At 71.4% G+C, this 22,962-nt stretch carries 17 protein-coding genes; 6 read left to right on the forward strand and 11 right to left on the reverse strand.

Going from position 1 to position 22,962, the window contains the following annotated elements; genetic code table 11:
- Positions 1-7 precede the first annotated feature (7 nt).
- The 8 genes from AB0G10_RS31400 to cysC all read right to left on the reverse strand — a co-directional run bounded on the left by AB0G10_RS31400 (position 8) and on the right by cysC (position 10,063).
- A complete protein-coding gene (locus AB0G10_RS31400) occupies positions 8-994 on the reverse strand; it encodes a glycosyl hydrolase (protein ID WP_360929731.1) in 987 nt (328 codons plus the stop codon).
- Positions 987-1,721, reverse strand: a complete 735-nt coding sequence (locus AB0G10_RS31405; protein WP_360929733.1) for a methyltransferase domain-containing protein — start codon at positions 1,719-1,721, stop codon at positions 987-989. The genes AB0G10_RS31400 and AB0G10_RS31405 overlap by 8 nt, the downstream gene beginning before the upstream one ends.
- Positions 1,718-3,304: an MATE family efflux transporter gene (locus tag AB0G10_RS31410; RefSeq protein WP_360929736.1), complete on the reverse strand. Its 1,587-nt coding sequence runs from the start codon at positions 3,302-3,304 to the stop codon at positions 1,718-1,720. The genes AB0G10_RS31405 and AB0G10_RS31410 overlap by 4 nt, the downstream gene beginning before the upstream one ends.
- Entirely contained in the window at positions 3,301-4,179 is an 879-nt protein-coding gene (locus AB0G10_RS31415; RefSeq protein WP_360929739.1) for a sulfotransferase domain-containing protein, read from the reverse strand. The genes AB0G10_RS31410 and AB0G10_RS31415 overlap by 4 nt, the downstream gene beginning before the upstream one ends.
- A gap of 5 nt (positions 4,180-4,184) precedes the next feature.
- Entirely contained in the window at positions 4,185-5,414 is a 1,230-nt protein-coding gene (locus tag AB0G10_RS31420; RefSeq protein ID WP_360929742.1) for a hypothetical protein, read from the reverse strand.
- On the reverse strand, positions 5,411-6,781 hold the full coding sequence (locus AB0G10_RS31425; protein ID WP_360929745.1) for a hypothetical protein: 1,371 nt from the start codon (positions 6,779-6,781) through the stop codon (positions 5,411-5,413). Before AB0G10_RS31425 ends, AB0G10_RS31420 begins: the two co-directional genes overlap by 4 nt.
- Positions 6,778-8,454, reverse strand: a complete 1,677-nt coding sequence (locus AB0G10_RS31430; RefSeq protein WP_360929747.1) for a Wzz/FepE/Etk N-terminal domain-containing protein — start codon at positions 8,452-8,454, stop codon at positions 6,778-6,780. Before AB0G10_RS31430 ends, AB0G10_RS31425 begins: the two co-directional genes overlap by 4 nt.
- A gap of 88 nt (positions 8,455-8,542) precedes the next feature.
- On the reverse strand, positions 8,543-10,063 hold the full coding sequence (cysC, locus tag AB0G10_RS31435; RefSeq protein ID WP_360929750.1) for an adenylyl-sulfate kinase: 1,521 nt from the start codon (positions 10,061-10,063) through the stop codon (positions 8,543-8,545).
- Between the two features lie 225 nt (positions 10,064-10,288).
- On the opposite strand from cysC, the gene AB0G10_RS31440 reads away from it, so the two are divergent.
- The 6 genes from AB0G10_RS31440 (at position 10,289) to AB0G10_RS31465 (ending at position 17,011) form a co-directional block, all read left to right on the forward strand.
- On the forward strand, positions 10,289-11,581 hold the full coding sequence (locus tag AB0G10_RS31440; RefSeq protein ID WP_360929752.1) for a glycosyl hydrolase: 1,293 nt from the start codon (positions 10,289-10,291) through the stop codon (positions 11,579-11,581).
- 94 nt (positions 11,582-11,675) lie between these two features.
- Entirely contained in the window at positions 11,676-12,590 is a 915-nt protein-coding gene (locus tag AB0G10_RS31445) for an ABC transporter ATP-binding protein (protein ID WP_360929755.1), read from the forward strand.
- Positions 12,583-13,452 (forward strand): ABC transporter permease, encoded by an 870-nt coding sequence (locus AB0G10_RS31450; RefSeq protein ID WP_360929758.1) that lies wholly within the window; start codon positions 12,583-12,585, stop codon positions 13,450-13,452. Before AB0G10_RS31445 ends, AB0G10_RS31450 begins: the two co-directional genes overlap by 8 nt.
- Positions 13,449-14,411 (forward strand): ABC transporter ATP-binding protein, encoded by a 963-nt coding sequence (locus tag AB0G10_RS31455; RefSeq protein WP_360929761.1) that lies wholly within the window; start codon positions 13,449-13,451, stop codon positions 14,409-14,411. Before AB0G10_RS31450 ends, AB0G10_RS31455 begins: the two co-directional genes overlap by 4 nt.
- Positions 14,411-15,121: an ABC transporter permease gene (locus AB0G10_RS31460; RefSeq protein ID WP_360929764.1), complete on the forward strand. Its 711-nt coding sequence runs from the start codon at positions 14,411-14,413 to the stop codon at positions 15,119-15,121. Before AB0G10_RS31455 ends, AB0G10_RS31460 begins: the two co-directional genes overlap by 1 nt.
- A gap of 168 nt (positions 15,122-15,289) precedes the next feature.
- Positions 15,290-17,011, forward strand: a complete 1,722-nt coding sequence (locus AB0G10_RS31465) for an ATP-binding protein (protein WP_360929767.1) — start codon at positions 15,290-15,292, stop codon at positions 17,009-17,011.
- 70 nt (positions 17,012-17,081) lie between these two features.
- On the opposite strand, the gene ppc is transcribed toward AB0G10_RS31465, so the two are convergent.
- The 3 genes from ppc to AB0G10_RS31480 all read right to left on the reverse strand — a co-directional run bounded on the left by ppc (position 17,082) and on the right by AB0G10_RS31480 (position 22,958).
- The gene (ppc, locus tag AB0G10_RS31470) at positions 17,082-19,880 is read right to left on the reverse strand and encodes a phosphoenolpyruvate carboxylase (protein ID WP_360929769.1); all 2,799 of its coding nucleotides are present in this window, start codon (positions 19,878-19,880) and stop codon (positions 17,082-17,084) included.
- Positions 19,881-20,027: 147 nt separating this feature from the next.
- Positions 20,028-21,044 carry a glycoside hydrolase family 6 protein gene (locus AB0G10_RS31475; protein WP_360929772.1) on the reverse strand — a complete coding sequence of 339 codons (1,017 nt, stop codon included), beginning with the start codon at positions 21,042-21,044 and terminating at the stop codon, positions 20,028-20,030.
- A gap of 3 nt (positions 21,045-21,047) precedes the next feature.
- Positions 21,048-22,958: a galactose oxidase-like domain-containing protein gene (locus AB0G10_RS31480; RefSeq protein WP_360929775.1), complete on the reverse strand. Its 1,911-nt coding sequence runs from the start codon at positions 22,956-22,958 to the stop codon at positions 21,048-21,050.
- Positions 22,959-22,962 lie beyond the last annotated feature (4 nt).

The following is a 22,962-nucleotide window of genomic DNA, read 5'->3' on the forward strand; positions in this document are numbered from 1 at the left end:
CACTTTTTCAGGGATTGAAGTAGGGGTCCTTCACCATGGTGTGGAACGCCTTGAACGCCGGGCCGTCGCCGGTCAGCTGGAAGTGCTGGTTGGGCTTGTTCCGTTCCGGGTTCGACTCGAAGTAGGCGACCGCCTTGATCTGCGGGTTCGCCTTGAAGGTCCGCTCGGCGTCCTGGAGCCAGGAGGCCCGGGCCTGCGAGCCCCACACCTTGGCCACCCCGAACTCGCCGATCACGATCGGCTTCGGCCGCTGGGCCGCCCAGTCCAGGAACGGGCCCATCAGCTTGCCGATCGGCTGGAACTGGGCGCCCGCGTAGACGTCCACGCAGGTCCAGTCCACCTGGTCGTCGCCGGGGTAGAAGTCCGGCGCCTCACCGCGGACGAACCCCTCCGCCGTCGGGCACCACACCCACGAGACGTTGTCGGCGCGTTCCTGGCGGAAGATGTTCCGGACGTACTTCCACGCCGCGATGTAGTCGGGCCCGGACCACATGGTGGCCCGCAGGTTGGGCCGGTCCATCTCCCAGCGCATCCGCAGCATCACCGGCCGCTTGATCCGCCGGATCGCGCGCGCCTGCTTGCGGATCATCTTGTCGTGGTCGCCGGCCACGATCGACCGGTTGTCCCCGGTCGCCCAGCTGATCATGAGGTTCGCGTCGTCGGCGAGGAACTCCTTGTCCGAGGCGGTGCCCATCATCTGGTCGAAGCGGCGGTACGTGTTGATGAAGTCGAGCCGCCGGCCCAGCGACTCCTCGAGCCCGCCGACCGCCGCGATCCGGCCCACGTGGGTCAGCTCGTCCGGCTTGATCCAGGCGCCGACGTACGCGCCCTCGCCGGGCGCCGAGAACGGGCCCGCCTCGAACGGCCCGGGGTTGACCGCGACGGCGCGGGGTGCGCTGCTCAGGTCCGGGGAGGGCGGCGGCGAAGGGTCGGGACGGTCGCCTGTGCAGCCGGCCAGGAGCAGAGCGAGCACGACGACGGCTGCCCTACGCATGGACCCGCCGCGCGGTGTAGAGCACGTTCACGGCGTACCCGTCGGTGCCCGGCAGCCGCCGGGCCGCCGCGTCCGCGACCCGGGCGAGCCTGCTGTCGTGCAGCTTCGGGGTCAGCATCGAGAAGCCGCGACGCTCGACGATCTCGAAGCCGTGCCGGTTCAGCAGCCGCTCCACCTGCTCGTGGGAGAGCTCGGCGAACCAGCGCTCGCCGTCGTGCCGCCGGGCGCGCAGGTGCCGCAGCGATCCGGAGTTGCCGTGGTTCTCCACGACGAGCAGGCCGGATCCGCGGTGCGGGAGGGCCTTCGCGGCGAAGGCGAGGGCGCGGTCGCGGACGCCGTCGTTGACGTTGAGCAGCAGCCGGAAGATGGTGACCAGCGCCGGGAAGCCGGCCGGCACGGGCGCCGGAACCGGGCCGTCCATCGGGACCTGGTGCCAGTACGCCCGCGATCCGACGTCGGCAGCTTTCGCCATCATCTCGGCCGACGTGTCGTACCCGTGTGCCTCGCGCACCAGGCCGTGCAGTGCCCGGATGGCCCGGCCGGTGCCGCACGCGAAGTCGTGCTGCACCGGCGGATGCTCGGGGAACTCGCGGCGCACCAGCGTGCGCAGATAGCTGCGCTGCCGTTCGCTGATCCGCGACGCGTAGCTGTCCGGGGCGTAGGTGACGTTCTCGTACTTCTCGACCGCGTCGGTGTCCCGGAACACCTCGGTGTACTCGCTGGTCAACTCTCCTCCAATTGAGATCGTCGTCGGGCGAAGGCGGCAAGCCCCAGCTCACGGCGGAGCAGCCAGGCGCCCGCGAAGTAGGCCGGCACGGCAGTCGTCAGCGCCGGCAGGAGGCCGGTCAGCGGGGTGGCCGCCGCCGGCAGCACGCCGAAGCAGCCGAGCGACAGCAGCGCGGCGGCCCGGGTGCCGGTTCCGAAGGGGTGCAGCCCGGCGGTGCGGTGCACCTGGGCCAGCGGCAGCAGGTTGTTCACGACCACGGCGCAGGCCAGGCCGGTGGCCGCGCCGGTGGCACCCCAGCGGGGGATCAGGAACAGGTCGACGCCGATCATCACGACCAGCGCGGCCAGCACGTTGCCGAGGTTCATCGAGGTGCGCCCGGCCATCGCGAGCACCATGTCGACCATCCCGCAGCCGGTCGCCACCAGCATCGCGGCGGCCAGCACCAGGACGACCGGGCGGCCGGCCGCGTACCCGTCGCCGAAGAGCCGCAGGTACCAGGGCGCGCATGCGACGACCAGCAGGTTGATCGGCCAGGTGACGAGCACGAGCCAGCCGGTCGCGGTCTGGTAGAGCCGGTTCGCGGCCTCCCGGTCACCGGTGGCCAGGGCCTCGGCGAGCCGCGGCTGCACCGACTGGGACAGGCCCTGGTTGGCGAACTGGATCAGCACGACGAACCGGCCGGCCACCGCGTAGACCGCCGCCGGCGCGAGACCGCCGAGGGCGGCCACCAGCAGCACGTCGACTCTCTGGAGCGCGAGCTGGGCGACCGCGGCGATCGCGCGCGGACCCGTGAAGATCCAGAAATCGCGGCGCAGCCTGCTGCGCTCCTCACGCCGGGTGGTCACACCGGGTGGGCGATTGCTTGCGTACGCCCTCCGGGCCGCCCAGCCGGCGAGGACCGCCACCGGCAGATAGGGCGAGGCCCAGGCCAGCGCGAAGACCGGGAGCGACGCGGCGACCCAGAGCGTGGTGATCCCGGCCGCCGTCACGGCGAGCAGCTGCAACCCGCTGCGCAGCACCCGGTCGAGCAGCACTGTCGGCCGCATCTCGCGGTAGCCGCGGGTCACCGTCAGCAGCACGTCGGTGAGCGCCTGCAGCGGCAGGAAGACGGCGAGGATGCGCAGGCCCGCGACGTGGTCGGCGACCACGTGCGGCGACTCGGCGGCGGTGAGGCGGGCGATCGCCGGGGCGGCGAGCCACATCGCCACCGCCAGCACCAGCGAGAACACCGCCACCGGCGGGATGCCGGCCCGCAGGCAGGCGCCGAGCAGGTGACCGTTGCCGGTGGCGCGCAGCCGGGCCGGCCAGTAGACCAGCCCGGTGTTCGTACCCAGCTTGGCCAGGCCACCGGCGAGCACGAACGCGGCCGTCGCGGCGAAGAACGCCCCGGCCTGCTCGGGGCCGAGGGTCCGCGCGACGACCCAGGTGACCACCACGCCGGTGCCGCCCGCGAGCGCCGAGCCGGCCATGTTGGCGAGCCCGCCGCGCGCCGCGCCCCGGGCCGCCCGATCGGGATCCCGGAAGGTCGCGCCGGATTCCGGAGGCGTCCCATCGGGATCCCGGGGAGGGGCCGGTGCCGTCACGCGCGGCGCCAGATCGGGGTGTGCCCGAGCCAGCCCGCGAGCGCCTCGTCGTGCGACTGGTAGTAGGCGCTCAGCTCCCGGCGCAGGCCGGGATCCATCTCGGCCTGCCGCGGGCGGGCGTTGTGCCGCTCGAACGGCGGCCGCTCCAGATCGGTGGGGAGGCCGAGGAACGCGCAGACCTCGTCGTAGACCGGCTCCGGGTCGGTGAAGAACCGCTCGCTCTCCACCACGTGGATCCGCTCCCGGCCGACGTGCTGGGCCATCACGCTGAGGTACCGCGCGTACTCGCCGCGGGCCCGGTACGCGTGGTGCTGGTGGGCGAAGCTGTAGAAGCTCGGGTCGATCGCGAGCCGCTCCTCCTGGCGGTGCAGCCGGGCCGGCTCGAGGGCCAGCGCCGCGCCGAAGTCCCGCTCCGACTCGAAGGCGCGGGCGACCTCGTGGTGGTGCTGGGAGTACGCCCGTTCCACCGGGTCCCGGACCAGGACGATGAGCCTTGCGTACGGGAGGTCGCGCGCGATCCGGGCGGCCGCCTGCGGGTGGTACATGTAGTACGGGCTGGACTCGAAGGTGCGCGCCGGTACCCCGTACCGTTCGGCGATCTTCTCGGCGCTGCGCAGCAGCGGGAAATGCGCCCGGTACCAGTCCAGCCCCCGGTGATACGCGGTGTCGAAGTAGTGCACGCCCTTGTGCAGCACCGCCTTGAGCACCACGGGATGCGCGGCGAGGGCCCGGTAGAGGGACGTGGTGCCGCACCGCTGGCCGCCGCAGATCAGGAACGACGGGAGCATCCGGTTCTCGGCGGTGAGCCGCCCGTACGAGCGGGAGCCCAGGTGCACGACCCGTTTCACGGGTGCGGGCAGTTTGCGGACGTCCATGGTGTCTAGAGCTCCTCTACGCGGCGGATCAGCACCGGAAGCAGCCACGTGCCGAGCACGCCGAGCCGCGCACCGGCCTCCGCCTGCCGGTCGGTGAGGTAACGGACGGCCAGGTCGACGAGGTAGAGCAGCGCGGTGATCTCCCGGGACACCGGCGCCACGCCGAACGGGGCCAGCAGTTCGTCGCTGCGGCGCACGGTCGCCTCGACTGCGGCCCGGGCGTCCCCGGTGGACTGGATCCGTCGCTGCAGCTCGTGGTGGACCGCGTCGAAACCGACCGGCACGCCGGTGGCGAACCGCTCCCAGTCCCAGACCAGCAGCGCGCTCTCCAGGTTCGCCATGTTCCAGGGGGCCCAGTCGCCGTGCCACGCGCCGTACCGCAGGGTGGTGTCGCCGGAGTGCGCGGCGAGCACGCCGACCGCGGCGGAGAGCGCCGCGCCCTCCGGCCGGTCGGCCACCGCGGCGAGCCGTTCCTGCAGCTCCCGCCAGTACGAGCTGGCGGTCAGCGAGCCGGCCGTGTAGCCCCGGCAGCCGGCCACGTCGAGCATCGCGGCGGTCAGGCGCTTCGCGGTGAGCGGGGCCCGGGGCAGCCAGACCGGCAGCGCCGACTGGATGAGGACCTCGATGTCGCGCCACCGCCCGGCGTGCAGCACCCGCGGCACGGCCAGCTTGGTCAGGCCGGCGTCGTTCAGCGTGGTGAGCGCCGCGGTCTCGGCCCGGACCAGGCGCCGGGTCAGGGCGCCGGTGCCCAGCTTGCCGAACGCGAACGTCTCGCCCTCGGTGCTGAGCAGCTGCAACACCGGTTTGCGGTTGGCCCGGGCCGGGCCGATGTGGATGCTCACGGCGAGGTCGCGGCGCAGCGCGTCGCTCAGGTAGCCGTCGATGCCGGCGGTGGCCGACCCGGTCACCCGGATCCGGTCCCGGAAGAGCAGCCCGGACGTCCGGGTGTGCACGGCCGCCACCACGGCGTCGCGCTTGAGCCGGGCCAGCCGGGACTGCGGCTCGGCGTACCGGCGGACCGCGGCCGCGGCGACCGAGGCGTTCAGCGCCGGCACCAGCAGCCGGGGCCGCCGGGCGTTCGGGACCACCAGGTACTCGGCGATCACCGGGCCCTCGCCGCCGGCGGTGTCGCACGGCGGCGGATAGAGCAGGCCGAGCACCTCGTTCAGGTACTGGGTCCGCAGGGCGGCGTCGTCGGCGGTCAGTTCCGCGGGCGCCGTCTTCACTGGACTCATGTGTGGTCGCTCCCCTCGATCCATTGGCGCCAGAGCAGCGCGTAGGCCAGAACCATGAAGGCCAGGGGGGTGACCAGGGAGTTGTACCAGAGCATCGCCGAGAACGAGGTGACGATCGCGCCGCTCGCGGCCACCCCGATCGGGCTCCGGTCGCGGCGGAAACGCCACAGCCCGTACCCGAAGAAGCCGAGATATCCGGCCGTGCCGACCGCGCCGTGCGCGTAGAGCAGCTGCCACAGCTGCCCGTTGCCGCCGACCGTGAAGTTGCCGCAGCGCTCGCACCCGGCGCTCTCGCCCACGGTGATCGAGTTGCGGCCGCCGAGGGTGTTCCGGGTGCCGCCGTACCCGATCACCGGGGACTCGGCGAAGCCCTCCACGGCCTTCTCGATGAGGAACGACCGGACGCCGTTGGACTTGCCGTTGTCGAGCCGGGCCTGCACGGTGTCGCCGAGCGGGGTGGCGACCATGGCGGCCCAGAGCGCGGCGGCGGCCACCAGCACGGCGCCGATGATCCAGAGCTTGCCGGCCAGGACGTACCGGATCGCGACGTAGGCGACCAGCACGCCGACGCCGATCCAGAGCCCCCGGTTCAGCGAGGCCACGGCCGGGACGATCGAGACGGCGACGCAGATCAGGGCCAGCGTCCGCTTCCCGGCGCTGCGGCTCGCCCACGCGGCCACCAGCAGGAACCCGACCAGCAGGCAGTAGTTGTTGCCCCAGGTGTTGGTGTACCCCCACGGCGCCGCGGGCCGCGGCTTCTCGCCACCGACCAGGTCCATGATCTGCGCGGCGTACGGGTGCACCAGCGACCGTACGAATCCCTTGTTCCGGACGCCGGAGGGGAGCAGCCACTCGACCGGCGAGGTGAACTCGAAGGTGCCGGCCACCATGCCGAGCAGGCCGCCGGCCACGGTCAGCACGAACATGCCGCCGAGCAGGCGCACCAGCCGGCGGCGGGACAGCTCCGCCTCGGTCAGGTTGCCGGCGTAGATCAGCAGGACGGTCAGCGACCCGTACATCGCAAGCTTGTAAATGACGGCCGGGAGACGCGCGCTCGCCCGCTCCGCAACAGTGCCGGTCGGATCGGCGCCCAGCGCCGCGATGCTCACCACTGCCGCGAGCAGGAAGATCGCCCACCAGGCGAAGCCCGGCGGCAGGCGCAGCGGCCGACCGGCCGCACGCCGCCGGACCAGCAGGAACAGCATCGGCACGGCCATCATCGGGAAGATCAGCACGCCGAGGCCGAGCGCCCACCAGAGTGGATAGAGCAGCAGGATGCCGGCTACCGGCCAGGACGGCAGGGAGCGGTTCTTGACGCTGCGGTGTGCCGGACCGGCGAGTGGAACCGCCGGGGCGACCGCTGTCACTTCTCGTCGCCGTCGCCGCTGATCTTCTCGATCACGGCGGTCTCGTCGGTGATGCCCTCGCCCGGACGCTGCCGCGGCGAGCCGGCGAACTGGAACTGCTGGGTGTGCTCCTCGGCCGCGGGCGGCGCGAGGGTGACGGCCGGCGCCACGATGTCGCCGGGCTTCATCGGGGCGAGCTTCGGCATCACCACGGCGCCGAGCAGCCGGGTGCCGACCCGCTGGAGCTGCTCGGTCGCGTCGAGCAGGGCGGGGCGGCGCGAGCGGCGCAGCTCGACCGCGAGGATGGCGGCGTCGGCCAGGCTCGCGAGGGACTGCGCGTCGGCGCTGCTGCTGGTCGAGGGCGCCTCGATCACCACGTACCCGGTCTGCTGCCGCAGCGCGGCCAGGGTGTCCTTGAGCCGCTGCGACTGCATCAGGCCGGCCGCCGTGGCGGCGCCGCCCGTGGTGATCACCCGCAGCGACGGGATGCGCGGCGTGCGCTGCAGCGTGCGGGCCAGCGAGACCCGGCCGGCCAGCAGGTCGGAGAGGCCGGGCATCGCGGAGACGCCGAGCATCCGCGCGAGCGGGGCGGCGTCCACGACACTGTCCGGCAGGTGCGCCCCGATCAGGATCACGTCGCTTCCGGTACGGGCCAGCGCCGCGGCCAGGTTCGCGGCCACCAGGGTGCTCGCCGATCCGCGGCTCGTGCCGGTCACCACGATGATCTGGTCGCCCTCGCGCAGGCTGGCGAGGACCTCGTTGCGCAGCCGGTTGAAGACCCGGCCGCCCGGCCCGTACGGCTGCACCACGTCGTCGAAGTGCGGCGTGCTGCGCTCGTCGAGCGCGGCGAGCACCGGCACCCGGCCGCGGTCCCGCACGTCGGCGGCGGTGACCAGGCGCCTGTCGAAGCGCTCCCGCAGGTACGCGAGGCAGAGCCCGAGCAGCAGCCCGATCATGCCGCCGGTGCCGACGTTGAGCAGGGTGTTCGGGCTGGTCGGGAGGTCCGGGAGGCGGGCGTCGCTGATGATGCTGCCGCCGCCCACCATCGTGGTGGTCAGCTCGTTGAGCCGGCCGGTCAGCGAGTTGAGCTGGTTCTGCGAGTTGTTGCGCAGGCTCAGCAGGTTGCTCTCGGTGGAGCTGCCCGGCGCGGCGGCGGCCAGCTTCGCGTTGATCCCGGTGAGCGCGCCGGTCAGCTGCTTGACCTTGAGGTTCAGCGAGCGGATCTGCCGGTCCAGCTGCGCCCGCGCGGTCTCCTCACGGTTGCGCAGGTACGCCTCGGCGAACGCGTGCGACCCGGACTGGGCGGCCGCCGGGGTCTCCGCCTGGAAGGTGATCACCAGGACCGTGGTGTTCGCCGGGACCTGGACCGACACCGAGCGGGCCAGCTCGATCGGGGAGAGGCCGGAGCGCAGCAGCGTCGCCGCCTTGACCGCGACCGCCCCGGACCCGACGAGCTGGGCCTCGGTGTCCAGGTTGACGGCGCCCTTGGTGCGGCCGCCCTGCGCGTTGGTGTCCTGGTCGACCGACTGCACGAGCACCGAGGTCGACGACTCGTACACCTTGGGCATGGCCTGCGTCAGGGCGGCGCCCCCACCCAGCCCCGCTGCCGTGGCCACCAGGGCGATCCACCAGTGCCGGCGGAATGCTCCCAGGTAGTGCGAGACGTCGGCGGATGCAGGACGAGACGCTTCCATCAGAGTTCGGCGGCCCTTCCGGGTATAGGAGTGTTTCGGGCGTTTCGCCCCAGGGGGCTAACGTCACACTCCCGCCGAGAGTGATGGGTCAGGTCAGTTTGGGCTCCACCCAGCCGCTCTCCACGAGGTACGCGAGCACCACCTCGACCGCCTCGGCGACGGTCATCGTGGTGGTGTCGATGGTCAGCTCGGCGTTCGACGGCGCCTCGTACGGGTCGTCGATGCCGGTCATGCCGCGCAGCTGGCCGGCCCGCGCCCGGGCGTACAGGCCCTTGCGGTCACGCTGCTCGCAGACCTCGAGCGGGGTGGCGACGTGCACCAGGATGAACCCGGCGCCGGCCTCCGCGGCCATCCGCCGGGCCGCCGCGCGGGCCGCCTCGTAGGGCGCGATCGGGCAGGCCACGGCCATCCCGCGGTGCCGGCCCACCTCGGCCGCGACCCAGCCGATCCGGCGCACGTTCGCGTCCCGGTCGGCCTTGCTGAAGCCGAGCCCGGCGGTCAGCTCCCGGCGCACCACGTCGCCGTCGAGCAGGGTGATGGTCCGCTCGCCGTTCTCCCGCATGGCGTCGGCCAGGTTGCGGGCGATCGTCGACTTGCCGGAGCCGGAGAGGCCGGTGAAGAAGACCACGAGGCCGCGGTGCCGGCGCGGCGGGCGGACCCGGGCCAGCTCCTTCGCGACGGCCGGCGGGGTGTGCCACTCGGGCAGCGGGAAGCCGCGGTCGAGCAGGTCGTCGATCTCGGCGGGGGTCATCGCGAGGCGGCGGTTGCGCGGCGGGATGTCGTCGCGCCAGCGCCACTGCCCGTCCCGGTTGTCGTAGGCCAGCTCGCGCGGCACCAGCACCCGCACCCCGGCGCCGGAGAGGGTGTGCTCGGTGGAGAGGACGTGGGTGACGCCGTAGGCCTGGGCCACCCGGGCGCGCAGCAGCGCGTCGCGCATCTCGTCGCCGCGGGTCAGCAGCGGCACCGCCACGATGGTGGCCGGCGGCATCCGGTCGCGGGCCGCGAAGATCGAGCGGACCAGCGACTCGGGCGGCAGGCCGTCCGGGCCGGGACCGCTCACCGGGATGAGGATCAGCAGGTGGGCCGCGAGGGTGCGGGCCGCGTGCGCGATCTGCGCGAGCTGCGGGCGGTGCAGCGGCCGGTCGGCGATCACACCGAGCACCCGGCCGGGCGGCAGCAGCGCGGTGACCTCCTCGGGCGTGCGCCGCAGGCGCTGGAACGGGCCGTGCCCGCCGTCGCCCATCCGGCGTACCGGGCCGCCGATGCCGAACCGGTTGACCCCGGTCTGCCAGACGTCGGCCACCTCGATCGCGGCGACCGGCGCGCCCTCCGGGTCGGTCAGCACGACCGTGCGCCGGCGCGGGTCGCGCAGGTCGAGGGTCTGCGCCAGCTCGCCGGGGATCTCGCAGGTGACCGGGACCGGCCACGGCGTGCCGTCGGCGAGCCGGCCGGTGCGGTTGAGCGCCGCCAGGTCGGCGCGGCCGAGGAAGCCGGTCAGCGGGGCGTAGGCCCCGGAGAGCAGCAGTTCCAGGTCCGCCAACTCGTACGGGCGCGGCGTGAAGGACGGCGCATCCCGCAGCACGTCTTCGGGCAGTACCGAACCATTCACCTTCGCATCCCCCAACAGCCGACTTGGGGGACAGTTTCGCAGCCTCGATCGAGTCGGTCGAGACGGGCTCTCGCTCTTCTGCGGATCTTCTTAGCGGGGCGGGCACGAGCCGGGGCAAAACGACTTAAACCCAATTTCAGCTTATTTCGCGTCATTTCTGGACAAGCCGTCGTGATCGACTGATACTGCCTGTTTGTGAGACAGAACCACGCTCGGCTGATCCGCATGACAGCGCTGACCACGGCTTTCGTCATGTCGGTGACGGTCACCCTCTCGTGGGCCTGGACCGGTGGCCTCGACCAGCTCGGCCTGAGGGACGACCCGCCCGGAGACCCGACCGTCAGCGCCCCGGCCGGCGACACCCCGCTGCCCGATCTGCTGGCGCCGATCACCGGCCCGACCGGGATGCCGTTCCCCGGGCCCGGCGGCAACCCCGGCCCCGGCCCCGGCTCCGGCGCCACCGCGGCACCGGGCGCCGGCGCGCGGCCGGTCCTGCGCGGCCTCGGCACCCAGATGCTCGGCGGGACGCAGGCCCGAGACGTGCCGGCCGCCGCCGACCGGGTCGAGCGCCGGCGCTGCCGTACCGGGGCCAAGCTGGTCCCGACGTGCGGCGTGCTGTGGGGTGTGGCGCCGGGTGCGAAGACCGAGTCGCGGGGACTGCGGGCGCTGCGCGAGTTCGAGCGGAAGACCGGGCGGCACCAGGCGGTGTTCCACGCGTACCACAAGGGGACGCGGCAGCTGTTCCCCACCGAGCAGGAGATCGCGATCTCCCGGGAGCGGGGGCGCAAGAGGATCCTGCTGCTGAACTGGAAGCCGGGGACGACGACGTGGGCCCGCATCGCACGGGGCGACCGGCGTACCGATGCCTTTCTCGATCGTCTCGCCGTGCACCTGCGGAAGAACTACCGGGAACGGTTCTTCTTCGCCATCCATCACGAGGCGGAGGATCAGGTACGGGAGCGGCCCGGCTCCGGGTACACGGCCCGGGACTACGCCGCGATGTTCCGGCACGTGGTCAACCGGCTGCGGGCCCGGGGCGCCACCAACGTGGTGACCGTCCTGATCCACATGGCCTACGTCCCGCACACCACGAAGAGCTGGTTCACCCAGATGTACCCGGGCGACGACGTGGTGGACTGGATCGGGTTCGACACCTACTCCTACAGCGACCCCGGGTACGGCCACGGCGGCCTCGACGAACTGCTCAACCGGCGCTCGGCGAGCAAACCCGGCTGGCCCGGCTTCTACAACTGGGTCCGGCAGAAGCACCCGCGCAAGCCGGTCATGGTCGCCGAGTGGGGCGTCTGGTTCTCCAAGCGCAACCCGGGGCACATGGCCCGCTTCTACCGGGAGGTCGGGCGGGACATCACCCGCTACCCGGGGATCAAGGCGATGGTGCACTTCGAGACGCCGGCGAATCACAAGGGGCAGGATTCGTCGGTGGACAGCACCCCGGCGGCGCTGCGGGAGTACCGCCGGCTGGGCAGCCTGCCGGTGTTTCAGGTAGCGGTCGGGTGAGCGCGCTTTCCTGTGAGGAGGCTGAGAGACCCTGAGAACCCCTCAGGGTTGATTCCGGATCCCGTGGGGTGCGGTGCCTTTCTAGGCTGAGGCCGTGACCATCATCGCTACCGAGGCGCTTACGAAGACGTACGGGGGCGGGGTGACCGCCCTCGCCGACCTGACCGTGTCCGTCGATGCCGGAGTCATCGGCCTCGTCGGCGCCAACGGCGCCGGCAAGAGCACCTTCATCAAGATCATGCTGGGGCTGATCGCGCCCAGCTCGGGTTCGGTCCGGGTCTTCGACCTCGACCCGGTCACCCAGACCGACCGGGTGCGGGCGCGCGTCGGATACATGCCGGAGAACGACTGCCTGCCGCAGGACGTCTCCGCCGCCGAGTTCGTCACCCACCTGGGGCGGATGAGCGGCCTGCCACGCACCGCCGCCCGCGAGCGCGCCTCCGAGGCGCTGCGGCACGTCGGCCTCTACGAGGAGCGGTACCGGCAGATCGGCGGGTACTCGACGGGCATGAAGCAGCGGGTCAAGCTGGCCCAGGCGCTCGTCCACGACCCCGACCTGCTGCTGCTCGACGAGCCCACCAACGGCCTCGACCCGGCCGGCCGCGACGCCATGCTGGCGCTGGTGCACCGCATCGGCACCGAGTTCGGCATCTCCGTCGTGGTCTGCTCCCACCTGCTCGGCGAGGTCGAGCGGATCTGTGACTCGCTCATCGCCATCGAGGGCGGGCGGCTGCTGCGCGCCGACCGCATCTCCAGCATGACGGCGGCCTCCGACGTTCTCGCGGTGGAGGTCAGCGAGGGTACGGACGAACTGGCCGCGGCCCTGACCGAGCGCGGGATGGCGGTCACCCGGGACGGCCGGATGCTGCTCGTGCCGATGGACTCGGATGCGGCGTACGACCAGATCCTGCGCGCCGTGACCGACCTCGAACTCTCCCTGCACCGCCTGGACCAGCGCCGGCACCGCGTCGCCGAGCTCTTCACCGCGAAGGAGACCGCCGATGTCTGAGGCCGGCGTCATCCACGACATTGGCTATCAGCGCTACGAGGGCGAACGGCTGGGCCGGAGCGCGGCGATCCGCGCCCTCTACGTGCACGGCCTGCGCGCCTCGTTCGGCTTCGGCCGCTCGGCCAAGGCGAAGATCTTCCCCTGGCTGGTGGCCGGCATCCTGCTGCTGGTCGCGGTCATCCTGGCGGCCGTCCGGTCCCAGCTCAACCAGGTCATCTTCACGTACGTGCAGTTCGACGACCAGATGTCCTGGCTGATCATCTTCTTCGTCGCGATCCTCGGGCCGGAGCTGATGTCCCGGGACATCAGCTCGAACACGCTGCCGCTCTACTTCAGCCGGCCGCTGCGCGCCGCCGACTACGTGCTCGCCAAGTACGCGGCGATGGCCTCCGCGGTGTGGCTGCTGCTCGGCGTCCCGCAGCTGATCATGTTTCTGGGCGCGGCGTTCACCACGAAGAGCGGGGCGAAGGGCGTGTGGAACGAGTTCCTCGACCTCGTACCCGGCTGGGGTTACAGCCTGCTCTGGGCGCTGCTGTTCGCCGGCATCGGCCTGCTGATCGCCTCGTTCACCGGTAAGCGCGCCTTCGCGGCCGGCGGCATCGTCGCCGTCTTCCTGCTGACCACGCCGGTCGTCGGGGTGATGAGCATCCTGCCGAACAGCACCGCGAACCACCTGGCCGGCCTGGTCAGCCCGATGTCCCTGATCGCCGGCGTCGGCGAATGGCTGTCCAACGAGCCGGAGAGCCAGATGGGCCTCGACATCGGCCGCTTCGGCCCGGTCTACGGCATCACGGCGATCTGCGTGATCACCGTCTGCCTCCTGCTGCTGCTCGCCCGTTACCGGAAGGTGGCGTCGCTGTGACGACCCAGACCCCTGCCGCGGAGACGACCGCCGTGACCGCCGCCGGCGCCGGAGTCGTCGAGCTGACCAACGTGACCCGGTGGTACGGCAACGTCGTCGCCGTCAACGACATCACCATGTCGCTGGGCACCGGCGTGACCGGCCTGCTCGGCCCGAACGGCGCCGGCAAGACCACCCTGCTGCACATGATGGCCGGCTTCCTGGCGCCCTCCCGCGGAACCCTCACCATCGACGGCCGGCCGACCTGGCGCAACCCGGCCGTCTACCGCGACCTCGGCCTGGTCACCGAGCGCGAGGCGGTGCACTCGTTCCTCACCGCCGAGCAGTTCGTGCTGGCCTGCGCCAAGATGCAGAAGCTTCCCGACCCGGCCGCGGCGGCCCGCCGGGCGCTCGAGCTCGTGGAGATGACCGGCGCCGCGGATCGGCGCATCGGCACCTTCTCCAAGGGCATGCGCCAGCGTACGAGGGTGGCCGCTGCCCTCGTACACAATCCTCGGGTCCTCCTCCTGGATGAGCCTTTCAACGGCATGGACCCGCGCCAGCGGATGCACATGATGGAGCTGCTGCACTCGCTCGGCGACCGCGGCCACACCATCCTGTTCAGCTCGCACATCCTGGAGGAGGTCGAGCAGGTCGCCGGCCTGGTCCAGGTGATCGTGGCGGGCCGGCTCGCCGCCTCCGGCGACTACCGCAAGATCCGCCGGCTCATGACGAACCGGCCGCACGTCTTCGCCGTGCGGAGCTCCGACGACCGGCGGCTCGCCGTCGCGCTGATCGGCGAGAAGTCGGTGAGCGGCATCGAGATCGAGGGCGGCGGCATGACCGTGCGGGCCTCCGACTACGGCAGCTTCACCCGCGCGCTGCCGCGCATCGCCCTGGACCAGGGCATCCGGCTGCACAAGCTGGTCCCGTCCGACGAATCCCTGGAGAGCGTCTTCTCCTACCTGCTGGAGGCCTGATGTCGACCGTCGCTCTGATCACGGCGCGCGGCCTCTTCGGCCGGCGCCGGGCGCTGATCCTGCTGCCGCTTCCGCTGCTGCTCATCCTGCTGGCCGCGGTCTGCCGGGCGTACGACCTGGACCCGTCCCAGTGGGGCGCCGCGGTCATCGTGGGCCTCGGCTTCGCGGTGGTGCTCCCGGTCATCTCGCTGATCGTCGGCACCGGCGTCCTCGGCTCCGAAGTGGATGACGGCACGCTCGTGCACATCCTCACCAAGCCGCTCCCGCGCCGCGACATCATCCTGGCGAAATACCTGGTCGCCGCCGTGACGTCGGCCGTCACCTCGGCGGTCCCGCTCTTCGTGGCCGGCATCCTGGCCGACGGCGTCGCGTTCGGCACCGCCCTGGCCGTCGCCGCGGTCGCCGGGGCCTTCGCGTACTCCGCCCTCTTCGTGCTGCTCAGCCTGCTGACCCGGCGGCCGGTCCTGCTCGGCCTGGTCTACATCCTGGTCTGGGAGGGCCTGCTGGGCCGCTTCCTGAGCGGCACCCGGGTCCTCTCCATCGAGCAGTACGTCATCACGATCGCCGACAAACTCGACCCGACGACGATCCTGACCGCCCAGGTCGGCATCGGTACGGCCGTCGTGATGAGCGTGGTCTTCGTGGTGGTCTGCACGGTCGTCGCCATCAACCGCCTGGGCAGCTTCAGCCTGGCCGGCGAAACCAGCTGACCGCAGTAACCGCGATGTGCCGCAGGGGTCCGGATGGATCCCTGCGGCACATCTGTGTCAGATGAGCACTTCTGTGTGGTAACGCCACCTCCTCTTTGGCAATCATCCGCTCTCTGTGGCAACGTCTGTGGCAATGTCGGTGGTGGTGGCACGACGAGGGTGGGTCTGATGAGCGCATTCGAACTGAGCCGTCTGCTGACAGATCTGCGTGCGCTCGGTGCCGACCACTACACCTGCGAGGTCAAGAAGGCGAAGGGCGGCCTTCCCGCGTCGCTCTGGGAGTCGATCAGTGCCTTCGCGAATGCCGCCGGAGGCGAGATCGTGCTCGGTGTCGATGAGAAGAGCGGCTTCCAGGTGACCGGCATCGACGATCCCGCGGCAATGGAGGCACAGCTCAGTGCGATCTGCGCCGAGATGGAACCGCCGGTCCGGGCCGAGATCCGAACTGCCCGGCTTGAGGGCAAGAGCGTGGTGTTGTGCTCCATCCCCCGCGTTTCTCGTGACCAGCGACCTTGCCACAAGCGGTCGGTCGGCCCCTGGGCGGGGTCGAGGATCCGGGTCGCGGATGGGGACCGGAAACTGACCGAGTACGAGGTCCGTGTGTTGCTTGCCAACCGGTCGGAACCGAGGCTTGACCTGCGGCCTGTGCCGGCGGCGTCGGTCGAGGACCTGGATCCGAATCTGCTCGGCGCCTTCCTTCAGCGGATTCGGGACACCAAGGGGGACATCTTCAGCCGCGTCAGTGACGAACGCGCGCTGACCATGCTCAACATTCTGGGAAAGAATGGCGATCGGATCGTTCCGACGCTGGCTGGTCTCCTGGTGTTCGGCTTCTATCCGCAGAGCTACGAGCCGCAGCTGAATATCACGGTCGTGGCTTATCCCACGACAGAGCCCGGGGTCGTCGGCGGTTTCGGCGAGCGATTCCTGGAAAACCGCTCGATAGACGGTCCGATTCCGCTGATGGTCGCCGAGTGCATCCGTGTCCTCAAGCGCAACATGAGGCGTCGGAGCATCGTCTCCGGGATCTTCCGAGTCGACGAGTGGGAGTACCCGGAAGAGGTTCTGCGGGAGGCGTTGGTCAACGCTCTGGTGCACCGGGACTACTCGGATCCCGCCAGCGGGATGCAGGTTCAAGTCGAGATGTACCCGGACCGCCTCGTGATTCGCAATCCCGGTGGGTTGTACGGCCCGGTCGAGGTGAGTTCTCTGGGAGTGAACACGGTGACGTCGTCACGGAACCGCTCGTTGCTGAAAATTCTCGAAGACACGCCCTTCGGAGACGGGCACATGGTCTGCGAGAACCGGGGGACGGGCATCGCGCGGATGCTGGTGTTGCTCGGTGAGGCCGGTATGGAGCCACCGCGCTTCACGGACGACATCTCCACCTTCACTGTCGAGTTTCCCAACCACACCCTGCTCGACGAGGAGGCTTTGGGCTGGCTGGCCTCGCTTGAGCTGCGCCCGCTGTCCAGGGCTCAGATGACGGCGCTCGTGATGATGCGCAACGGCGTGGTGCTGACCAACAGCTCATTCCGGGCGTCCACCGGTGTCCGTGACAGCCGGACGGCAACGCGCGAGTTGAAGGAACTGGTGGACGCGGGTGTGGTCGAGCAGAGCGGGACGCGGGGATCCACCACCTACCAGCTCACCAGCGCCGTGACTGATGAGCCGGAAGCGATGCTGCCCACGGTGAGGCTTTCCGTCAACGAAGAGAAGATCATGCACTCGCTGAGAGTGGCGTCTCGCACGCGAGCCGAACTCGAGGCTCAGAGCGGCTTGACGAAAGACCAGGTCCAGTACGGATTGGAGACGCTGCGGCAGAAAGGTCTGGTGACGCGTCTAGGGAAGCCGCAATCCCGCACAGCACGCTGGGCGACCACGGGCTGACGGCCGCGCCGGAAGACGAAAGGGCCCCCGGCCGGAACCGGGAGCCCTTTCGTCGTTCGTACGGAAGAAATCAGCCGGTGTTGCGCATGCCGGCGGCGATGCCGTTCACGGTGGTGAGCAGGGCCCTCTCGAGCGCCGTCGAATCGGAGGGGCCTCGGCGGGCGCCCGGCGCCGTCGGGATCTGGCGGCCGGCCTCGCCCATGTCGCGGTACTGGCGGAGCAGCGCCACCTGGAGGTGGTGCAGCGGCTCGAGGTAGGTGTCGCGGACGCCGAGGGTGCGGGACAGCTCGGGCTGCGAGGAGAGCAGCTCGGTGCCGCCGGTGATGGCCAGGACCTCCTGGACGGTCAGCGCGTACTCCTGCTCGATCGAGCTGAAGATCGGCTGCAGTTCCTCGGGTACCAGGGTCTCGACGTAGCGCCGCGCGATCGACAGGTCGGTCTTCGCCAGCATCATCTCGACGTTCGAGAGGAAGGTGCGGAAGAACTGCCAGTTCTCGTGCATGGCGTCGAGTTCGGCGCCGAGGCCGGCGGCGCGGACCGCGGCCAGGCCGGTGCCGACGCCGAACCAGCCGGGCACGATCTGCCGGGTCTGGGTCCAGCCGAACACCCACGGGATGGCCCGCAGGCCGCCCAGGCCGGCGTCGGCGTTGGGGCGCTTCGCCGGGCGGGAGCCGATGTTGAGGGCGCCGAGCAGCTCGGTCGGGGTGGCCGCCCAGAAGTACGCGGCCAGGTCCGGGTTCTCGACGAGCTGCCGGTACTGGGCGAACGCCGCGTCCGAGGCGGTGTCCATGACCGAGTCCCAGACCTTCAGCCGGACCGGGTCGACCGAGATGCTGGTGTGCAGCAGGGTCGCCTGGAGCACGGCCGCGACGGTCAGTTCGAGGTTCTCCCGGGCCAGGGCCGGCACGGTGTACTTGTCGGAGATGACCTCGCCCTGCTCGGTGACCTTGATGGCGCCGTCGAGGGTGCCGTACGGCTGGGCCAGGATCGCCTCGTGGGTGGGGCCGCCACCCCGGCCGACGGTGCCGCCGCGGCCGTGGAAGAGGCGCAGCCGCACCCCGTGCCGGGCGGCCACGTCACGCAGCGAGCGCTGCGCCTTGTGGATGCGCCACTGGCTGGTGGTGATGCCGGCCTCCTTGTTGGAGTCCGAGTACCCGAGCATGACCTCCTGCACGTCGCCGCGCGCCCGGACGATCTCCCGGTAGGCGGGCAGGGAGAGCATCTCGTCGAGCAGGTCGCCGCCGGCGTCGAGCTCGGCCGGGGTCTCCAGCAGCGGCACGATGTTGACCCGCGCCCGGCCGGTGTGGATGTCGATGAGGCCGGCCTCGCGGGCCAGCACGGCCGCGGCCAGCACGTCGTCGACGCCGAGGGTCATCGAGATGATGTACGACTCGATGACGTCGGCGCCGAACCGCTCCTGCGACTCGCGGATCGTGTTGAACACGTCGAACGTCTTGCGGGCCGCGTCGGTGAGCGGGGTGTCGGCGCTGGACAGCGGCCGGCGCCCGGTCAGCTCGGTGGCGAGCAGCTTGGTCCGCTCGGTCCGGTCCAGGGCCGCGTAGTCGTCGACCTCGCCGACCTGCGTGTACATCTGCTGGAGCACCTCGTGGTGCTTCTCGGCGTGCTCACGGACGTCGAGGGTGGCGAGCTGCAGGCCGAACGCGGACGCCTGCCGGATCGCGGTGGCGACGATGCCGACGGCCGGCAGCTGGCCGGAGTTGCGGGCCAGCGAGGCGCGCATCAGCTCCAGGTCGGAGATGAGCTCGTCGCTGCCGAGGTAGTCGCGGCCGGGCACGTGCGGGGTCCCGGCGGTGAGCCGGGCCCGGGTGTTCTCCAGCTTCGCCTTGATCGCGCGCACCTTGAGCCGGTACGGCTCCTCGGCGTTGACCCGGCGGAACCGCTGGGCGATCTCGGGCAGGTTGTCGAGGTCCTGGGCCAGGCTGGCGGAGAGGTCGAGCGAGACGCCGCGCAGCCGGCGGGACACCGACAGCTCGTCGATCAGCCGGTCCATCGCCTTCTCGGTCGCCTGGATGCCGTGCTCGTGCTGGATCAGCAGGACGTCGCGGGTGACCGACGGGGTGACGAACGGGTTGCCGTCGCGGTCGCCGCCGATCCAGGAGCCGAAGGTGAGCGGCCGGGAGGTGGGCGCGGTCTCGACGCCGAGCCGGCGCAGGGTCTCCGCGAGGTCGTCGAGGACCTGCGGGGCGGCCTCGGCGTACAGGTCCTTCAGGTAGTAGACCGCGTTGCGCGCCTCGTCGGTCGGGTCCGGCCGGTCCAGCCGCAGCTCGTCGGTCTGCCAGAGCAGGTCGATCAGCTCGGCGAAGCGCTTCGTGGAGGCGGTGGTGTCGGTCGCGCCGTACAGGGCCGCGGCGGCGGACTCGGCGTCGAGCGAGTCGGCGACCTGGCGCAGCTTCGACAGGATCGAGCGGCGGGACGCCTCGGTCGGGTGCGCCGTGAAGACCGGGCGGACCGCGAGGCGGCGGGCGGCCGCGGCGATCTCGTCGGCCGGCACGCCCTTGTCGGCGATCCGGGTGGCGGCCTGGTCCAGCCAGCCTCCGTCGCGGGCGCGGCGGCGGCGCAGGTCGCGGGCGCGGTGCACCTGCTCGGTGATGTTCGCGAGGTGGAAGTAGGTGGAGAAGGCCCGGGCCAGTTTCGTACCCGTGGTGATGTCCATGGCGCTGAGCCGGTCGGCGGCGGCGGGCGCGTCCTGGCGGACCAGGGCGCGGATCTCCTCGACCAGATCGAGAAGCGGCCGGCCTTCCTGGCGGGCCAGCGTCTGGCCGAGCAGCGTGCCGATCCGGCGGATGTCGGCGCGAAGCGCGGCGTCGGAACCCTCTGGGTCGAGATGGGCAGACTGCTCTTCTGTCATCGGGGCGCTCCTTAGAACGGATGGCTCCAGGACGGCGCTGTCCCGACTTCGCCGATCGTATCGGCGTACCCCCGACCGGGGGCGAATTGAGTCAAGGGTCTCATGCGCGTTCCGCGCACGAGCGATCACCCGGCAATCACGAAAACGTCATCGGGCGAGCGCCAGGGCGTAGGACGGATACCAGCGGCCCGCGGCGGGGGCACCGCCGCCGCAGGCGCCGTCGGACTCTCCGGGCCGTTTCACCCAGAGGTACGCGTCGGCGAGCGGATGCCCGGTGACCAGGGTCGGCGGGGTGCCGAGCCGCCGTCCGGGCGGGTTGCACCAGCGGCGGTCGCCGGTGACCCGTCGGGCCGGTCCGTTGCCGTTCCGGCTGGTGTCGACCACGAAGTGACGGTCGCCGAGCAGGCGGGACAGCTCCGTCCCGTACCTGAGGTTGTCCGCCGTGGTCTCGAAGTTGGCGACGTTGAGCGCGAAGCCGTGTGCCCGCATCGCCCCGGCGAGCCGCAGCGCCGGCGCCATCCGGGCGGCGGGCACCCAGGTGGGATTGCCCGCGTCCAGATAGACGCGCACGCCCGGTTCGGTCCGCAGCGTCGCGACCGCCCAGCTGAGCAGGGCGAGCCGCTGCTGAGCCGCCGTCCCCTTGAGGCATCCGCGGACCGCATGGGCCACCGCGTCGGGTTCGAGGATCACCAGGGCGCGCTGCCCGCGCAGGGCGAGGGTCAAGGTCGAGACCCATTTCTTGTACGTCTCCGTGCTGCGCGCACCGCCTTTCGAATGATGGGCGCAGTCCCGCTGGGGGATGTAGTACAGCGCGATCACCGGCAGCCGGCCGGCGCGCCCGGCGGCGAGCGCGAGCTGCCGCGCCCGGTCCGCGTATCCGGGCGAGGCGTCGGTGAACCAGGTGGCGACCGGCCGGTCCGCGATCTTCCGGATCACGGCGGCGTCGGCGGAGCGGCCGGCCCGCTCCAGCCGGCGCACGTGGTCGGCGGCCGCGCCGTGCGGATCGACGTAGAGCGCCGGCCGGCCGGCCGAGGTGCTCTCCGGCACCCGGACCGCCGGTGACGGCTCGTCGTCCTTCAGCAGGACCACGGCCGCCACCAGCGAAACGGCGGCGATCAGCGCGGCGCGTCGGCGGCGGCCGGTCACCTTGAGGTGCCGGGCCATGCGCTAACGCACCCGCACCCAGCGGGCCACCGACGGGACCCCGGAGTCGTCCATGAGGAACAGCATGTACCAGCCGGAGGGCACCAGCCCGGCCTTCTCCGGAACGGTCACCTCGACGGTGGCGGCCGAGCGCTTCAGGCCGAGCGCCACCGACCGCTGATCGGTGTCCGTCACGTGCGTGACCGAGCTCGGCTTCAGCAGCCGGGCCGACGCGATCCGGCCGGCGTCCGGGGTGGCGAACCGGGCGGTCCCGCCGCGGGCCACCTCCTCCGGGCCGCCGGTGATCCGCGGCCGCTCGCCCTGGAACAGGTACGGCGGGCTGAACACCTCGATCCGCTGCTCGAACGTGCCGGCGTTCTTCCCGCTCCGGTCGTAGAGCGGGTCGCCGCCCATGGTGATCACCCGGCCGTCGGGCAGCAGGATCGCCTCGGAGTGGTAGTTGCGGCCCACCGTCGAGTCGGCCGCCGTCACGAACGCGTTCCGGTCCGGCCGGTAGATCTGCGAGTTGAACAGGTCGCTGCGCGGATTGCCGCGGTACATGCCGCCGCGATAGCCGGAGGAGCCGCCCGTCGTGAACACCGAGTCGTCGGGGAGCAGGACCGTGGAGAGGTACCGGGCCGGCCGGGGCAGGTCCGGGCCGGGACGGTAGGCCGGCTTCTTCTCGTCGAGGTCGATGACGTCGGTGCGCCGCGTCGACTCCTCCGACTCGCCGATCCCGCCGCCACCCAGGATCATGACCTTCTGGTCCTGCGCGGGCGGGAGCAGCACCGACGAGCTGGTCTCGGTCATCCGCGGGTCGCGCAGGCCGGGCACCTCCCGGAACCTGTTCTTCCGGACGTCCCAGACGCCCGGGATGCGCCCCTCGGTGTCCGAGCCGTACCCGGCGTTGGACCCGGAGTAGAAGACCTTGCCGTCGGCCATCAGGTGCAGGCCCGGGTAGGTGGGGAAGTACCGCTTCAGCTCGGGCGCGGCCACCCAGCGCTTCTCCTTCGGCAGGTAGCGCTCGTTGCGGCCGGGCAGGATCCGGCCGAACTCGTCGAGGCCGGAGACCGCGAGCACGTCGCCGCCGGTGAGCCCGATGAGCGTCGGGTACCAGCGGTGGTCGCGCAGGTCGCCGGTGCGCACGTACTGCTCCTTGACCGGGTCGAACTCGTACGACGTCTTGTCGCCGCCATACTCCTGCTTCTCGTGGGTGATCTTGTCGCTGACGCCGTACAGGTTGCGGGCGTCCGCGCCGGTCAGGCCGTCGAGGGTGTACTGCGCGGGCTCGCGGACCACCGGGGCGTCGCCCTTGCGCTCCGCGTCGACCCAGACCTCGGCCTCGCCGGCGTGCACCATCACGGTGCCGCCGTGGGTCATCTTCGACGCGGCCGGGACGGTCACCTTCGTCCGGGTCAGGTAGGCCTGGCCGGACGCCGACAGCAGCCGGGTGCCCTTCGGGAACTCGCGCGGCCCGCCGTCCGGCGACTCGTTCTTGATCTTCATGACCCCGGCGGCGTGCTCGACGTCCTTTTCCAGCACCTCGTACGACTTCGTCCCGCCGGCGATCAGCAGATTCCCGTCCGGCAGGAAGGTGTGGCCGGCGCAGAAGACGTCGGTGGGGGTCTCCACCTCGGTGAACTCGTCCGTGGACGGGTCGTAGATCACCGTACGGAAGCTCTTCTCCTCGAAGGCGTCCCGGTTGTTGCCGCTGCCCGCGACGATCAGCACCTTGCCGGTGTGCAGCAGCGCCGCGTGGATGGCGTTCACCCGGAACCCGTGCGGCACCGGCAGCCGGGCCCAGTGCCCGAAGCGCTCCTTGTAGGACTGCCGATTGATCTGGTACGTGTGCAGCGCCTCGGCGCCGGCCGCCACCATCGGCCGGTTCGCGACCACCACGACGGCGAGCACCACCAGCGTGGCCAGACCGCTCACCAGG

It is taken from the genome of Actinoplanes sp. NPDC023714, assembly GCF_040639855.1.
In the GTDB taxonomy this organism is placed as follows: domain Bacteria; phylum Actinomycetota; class Actinomycetes; order Mycobacteriales; family Micromonosporaceae; genus Actinoplanes.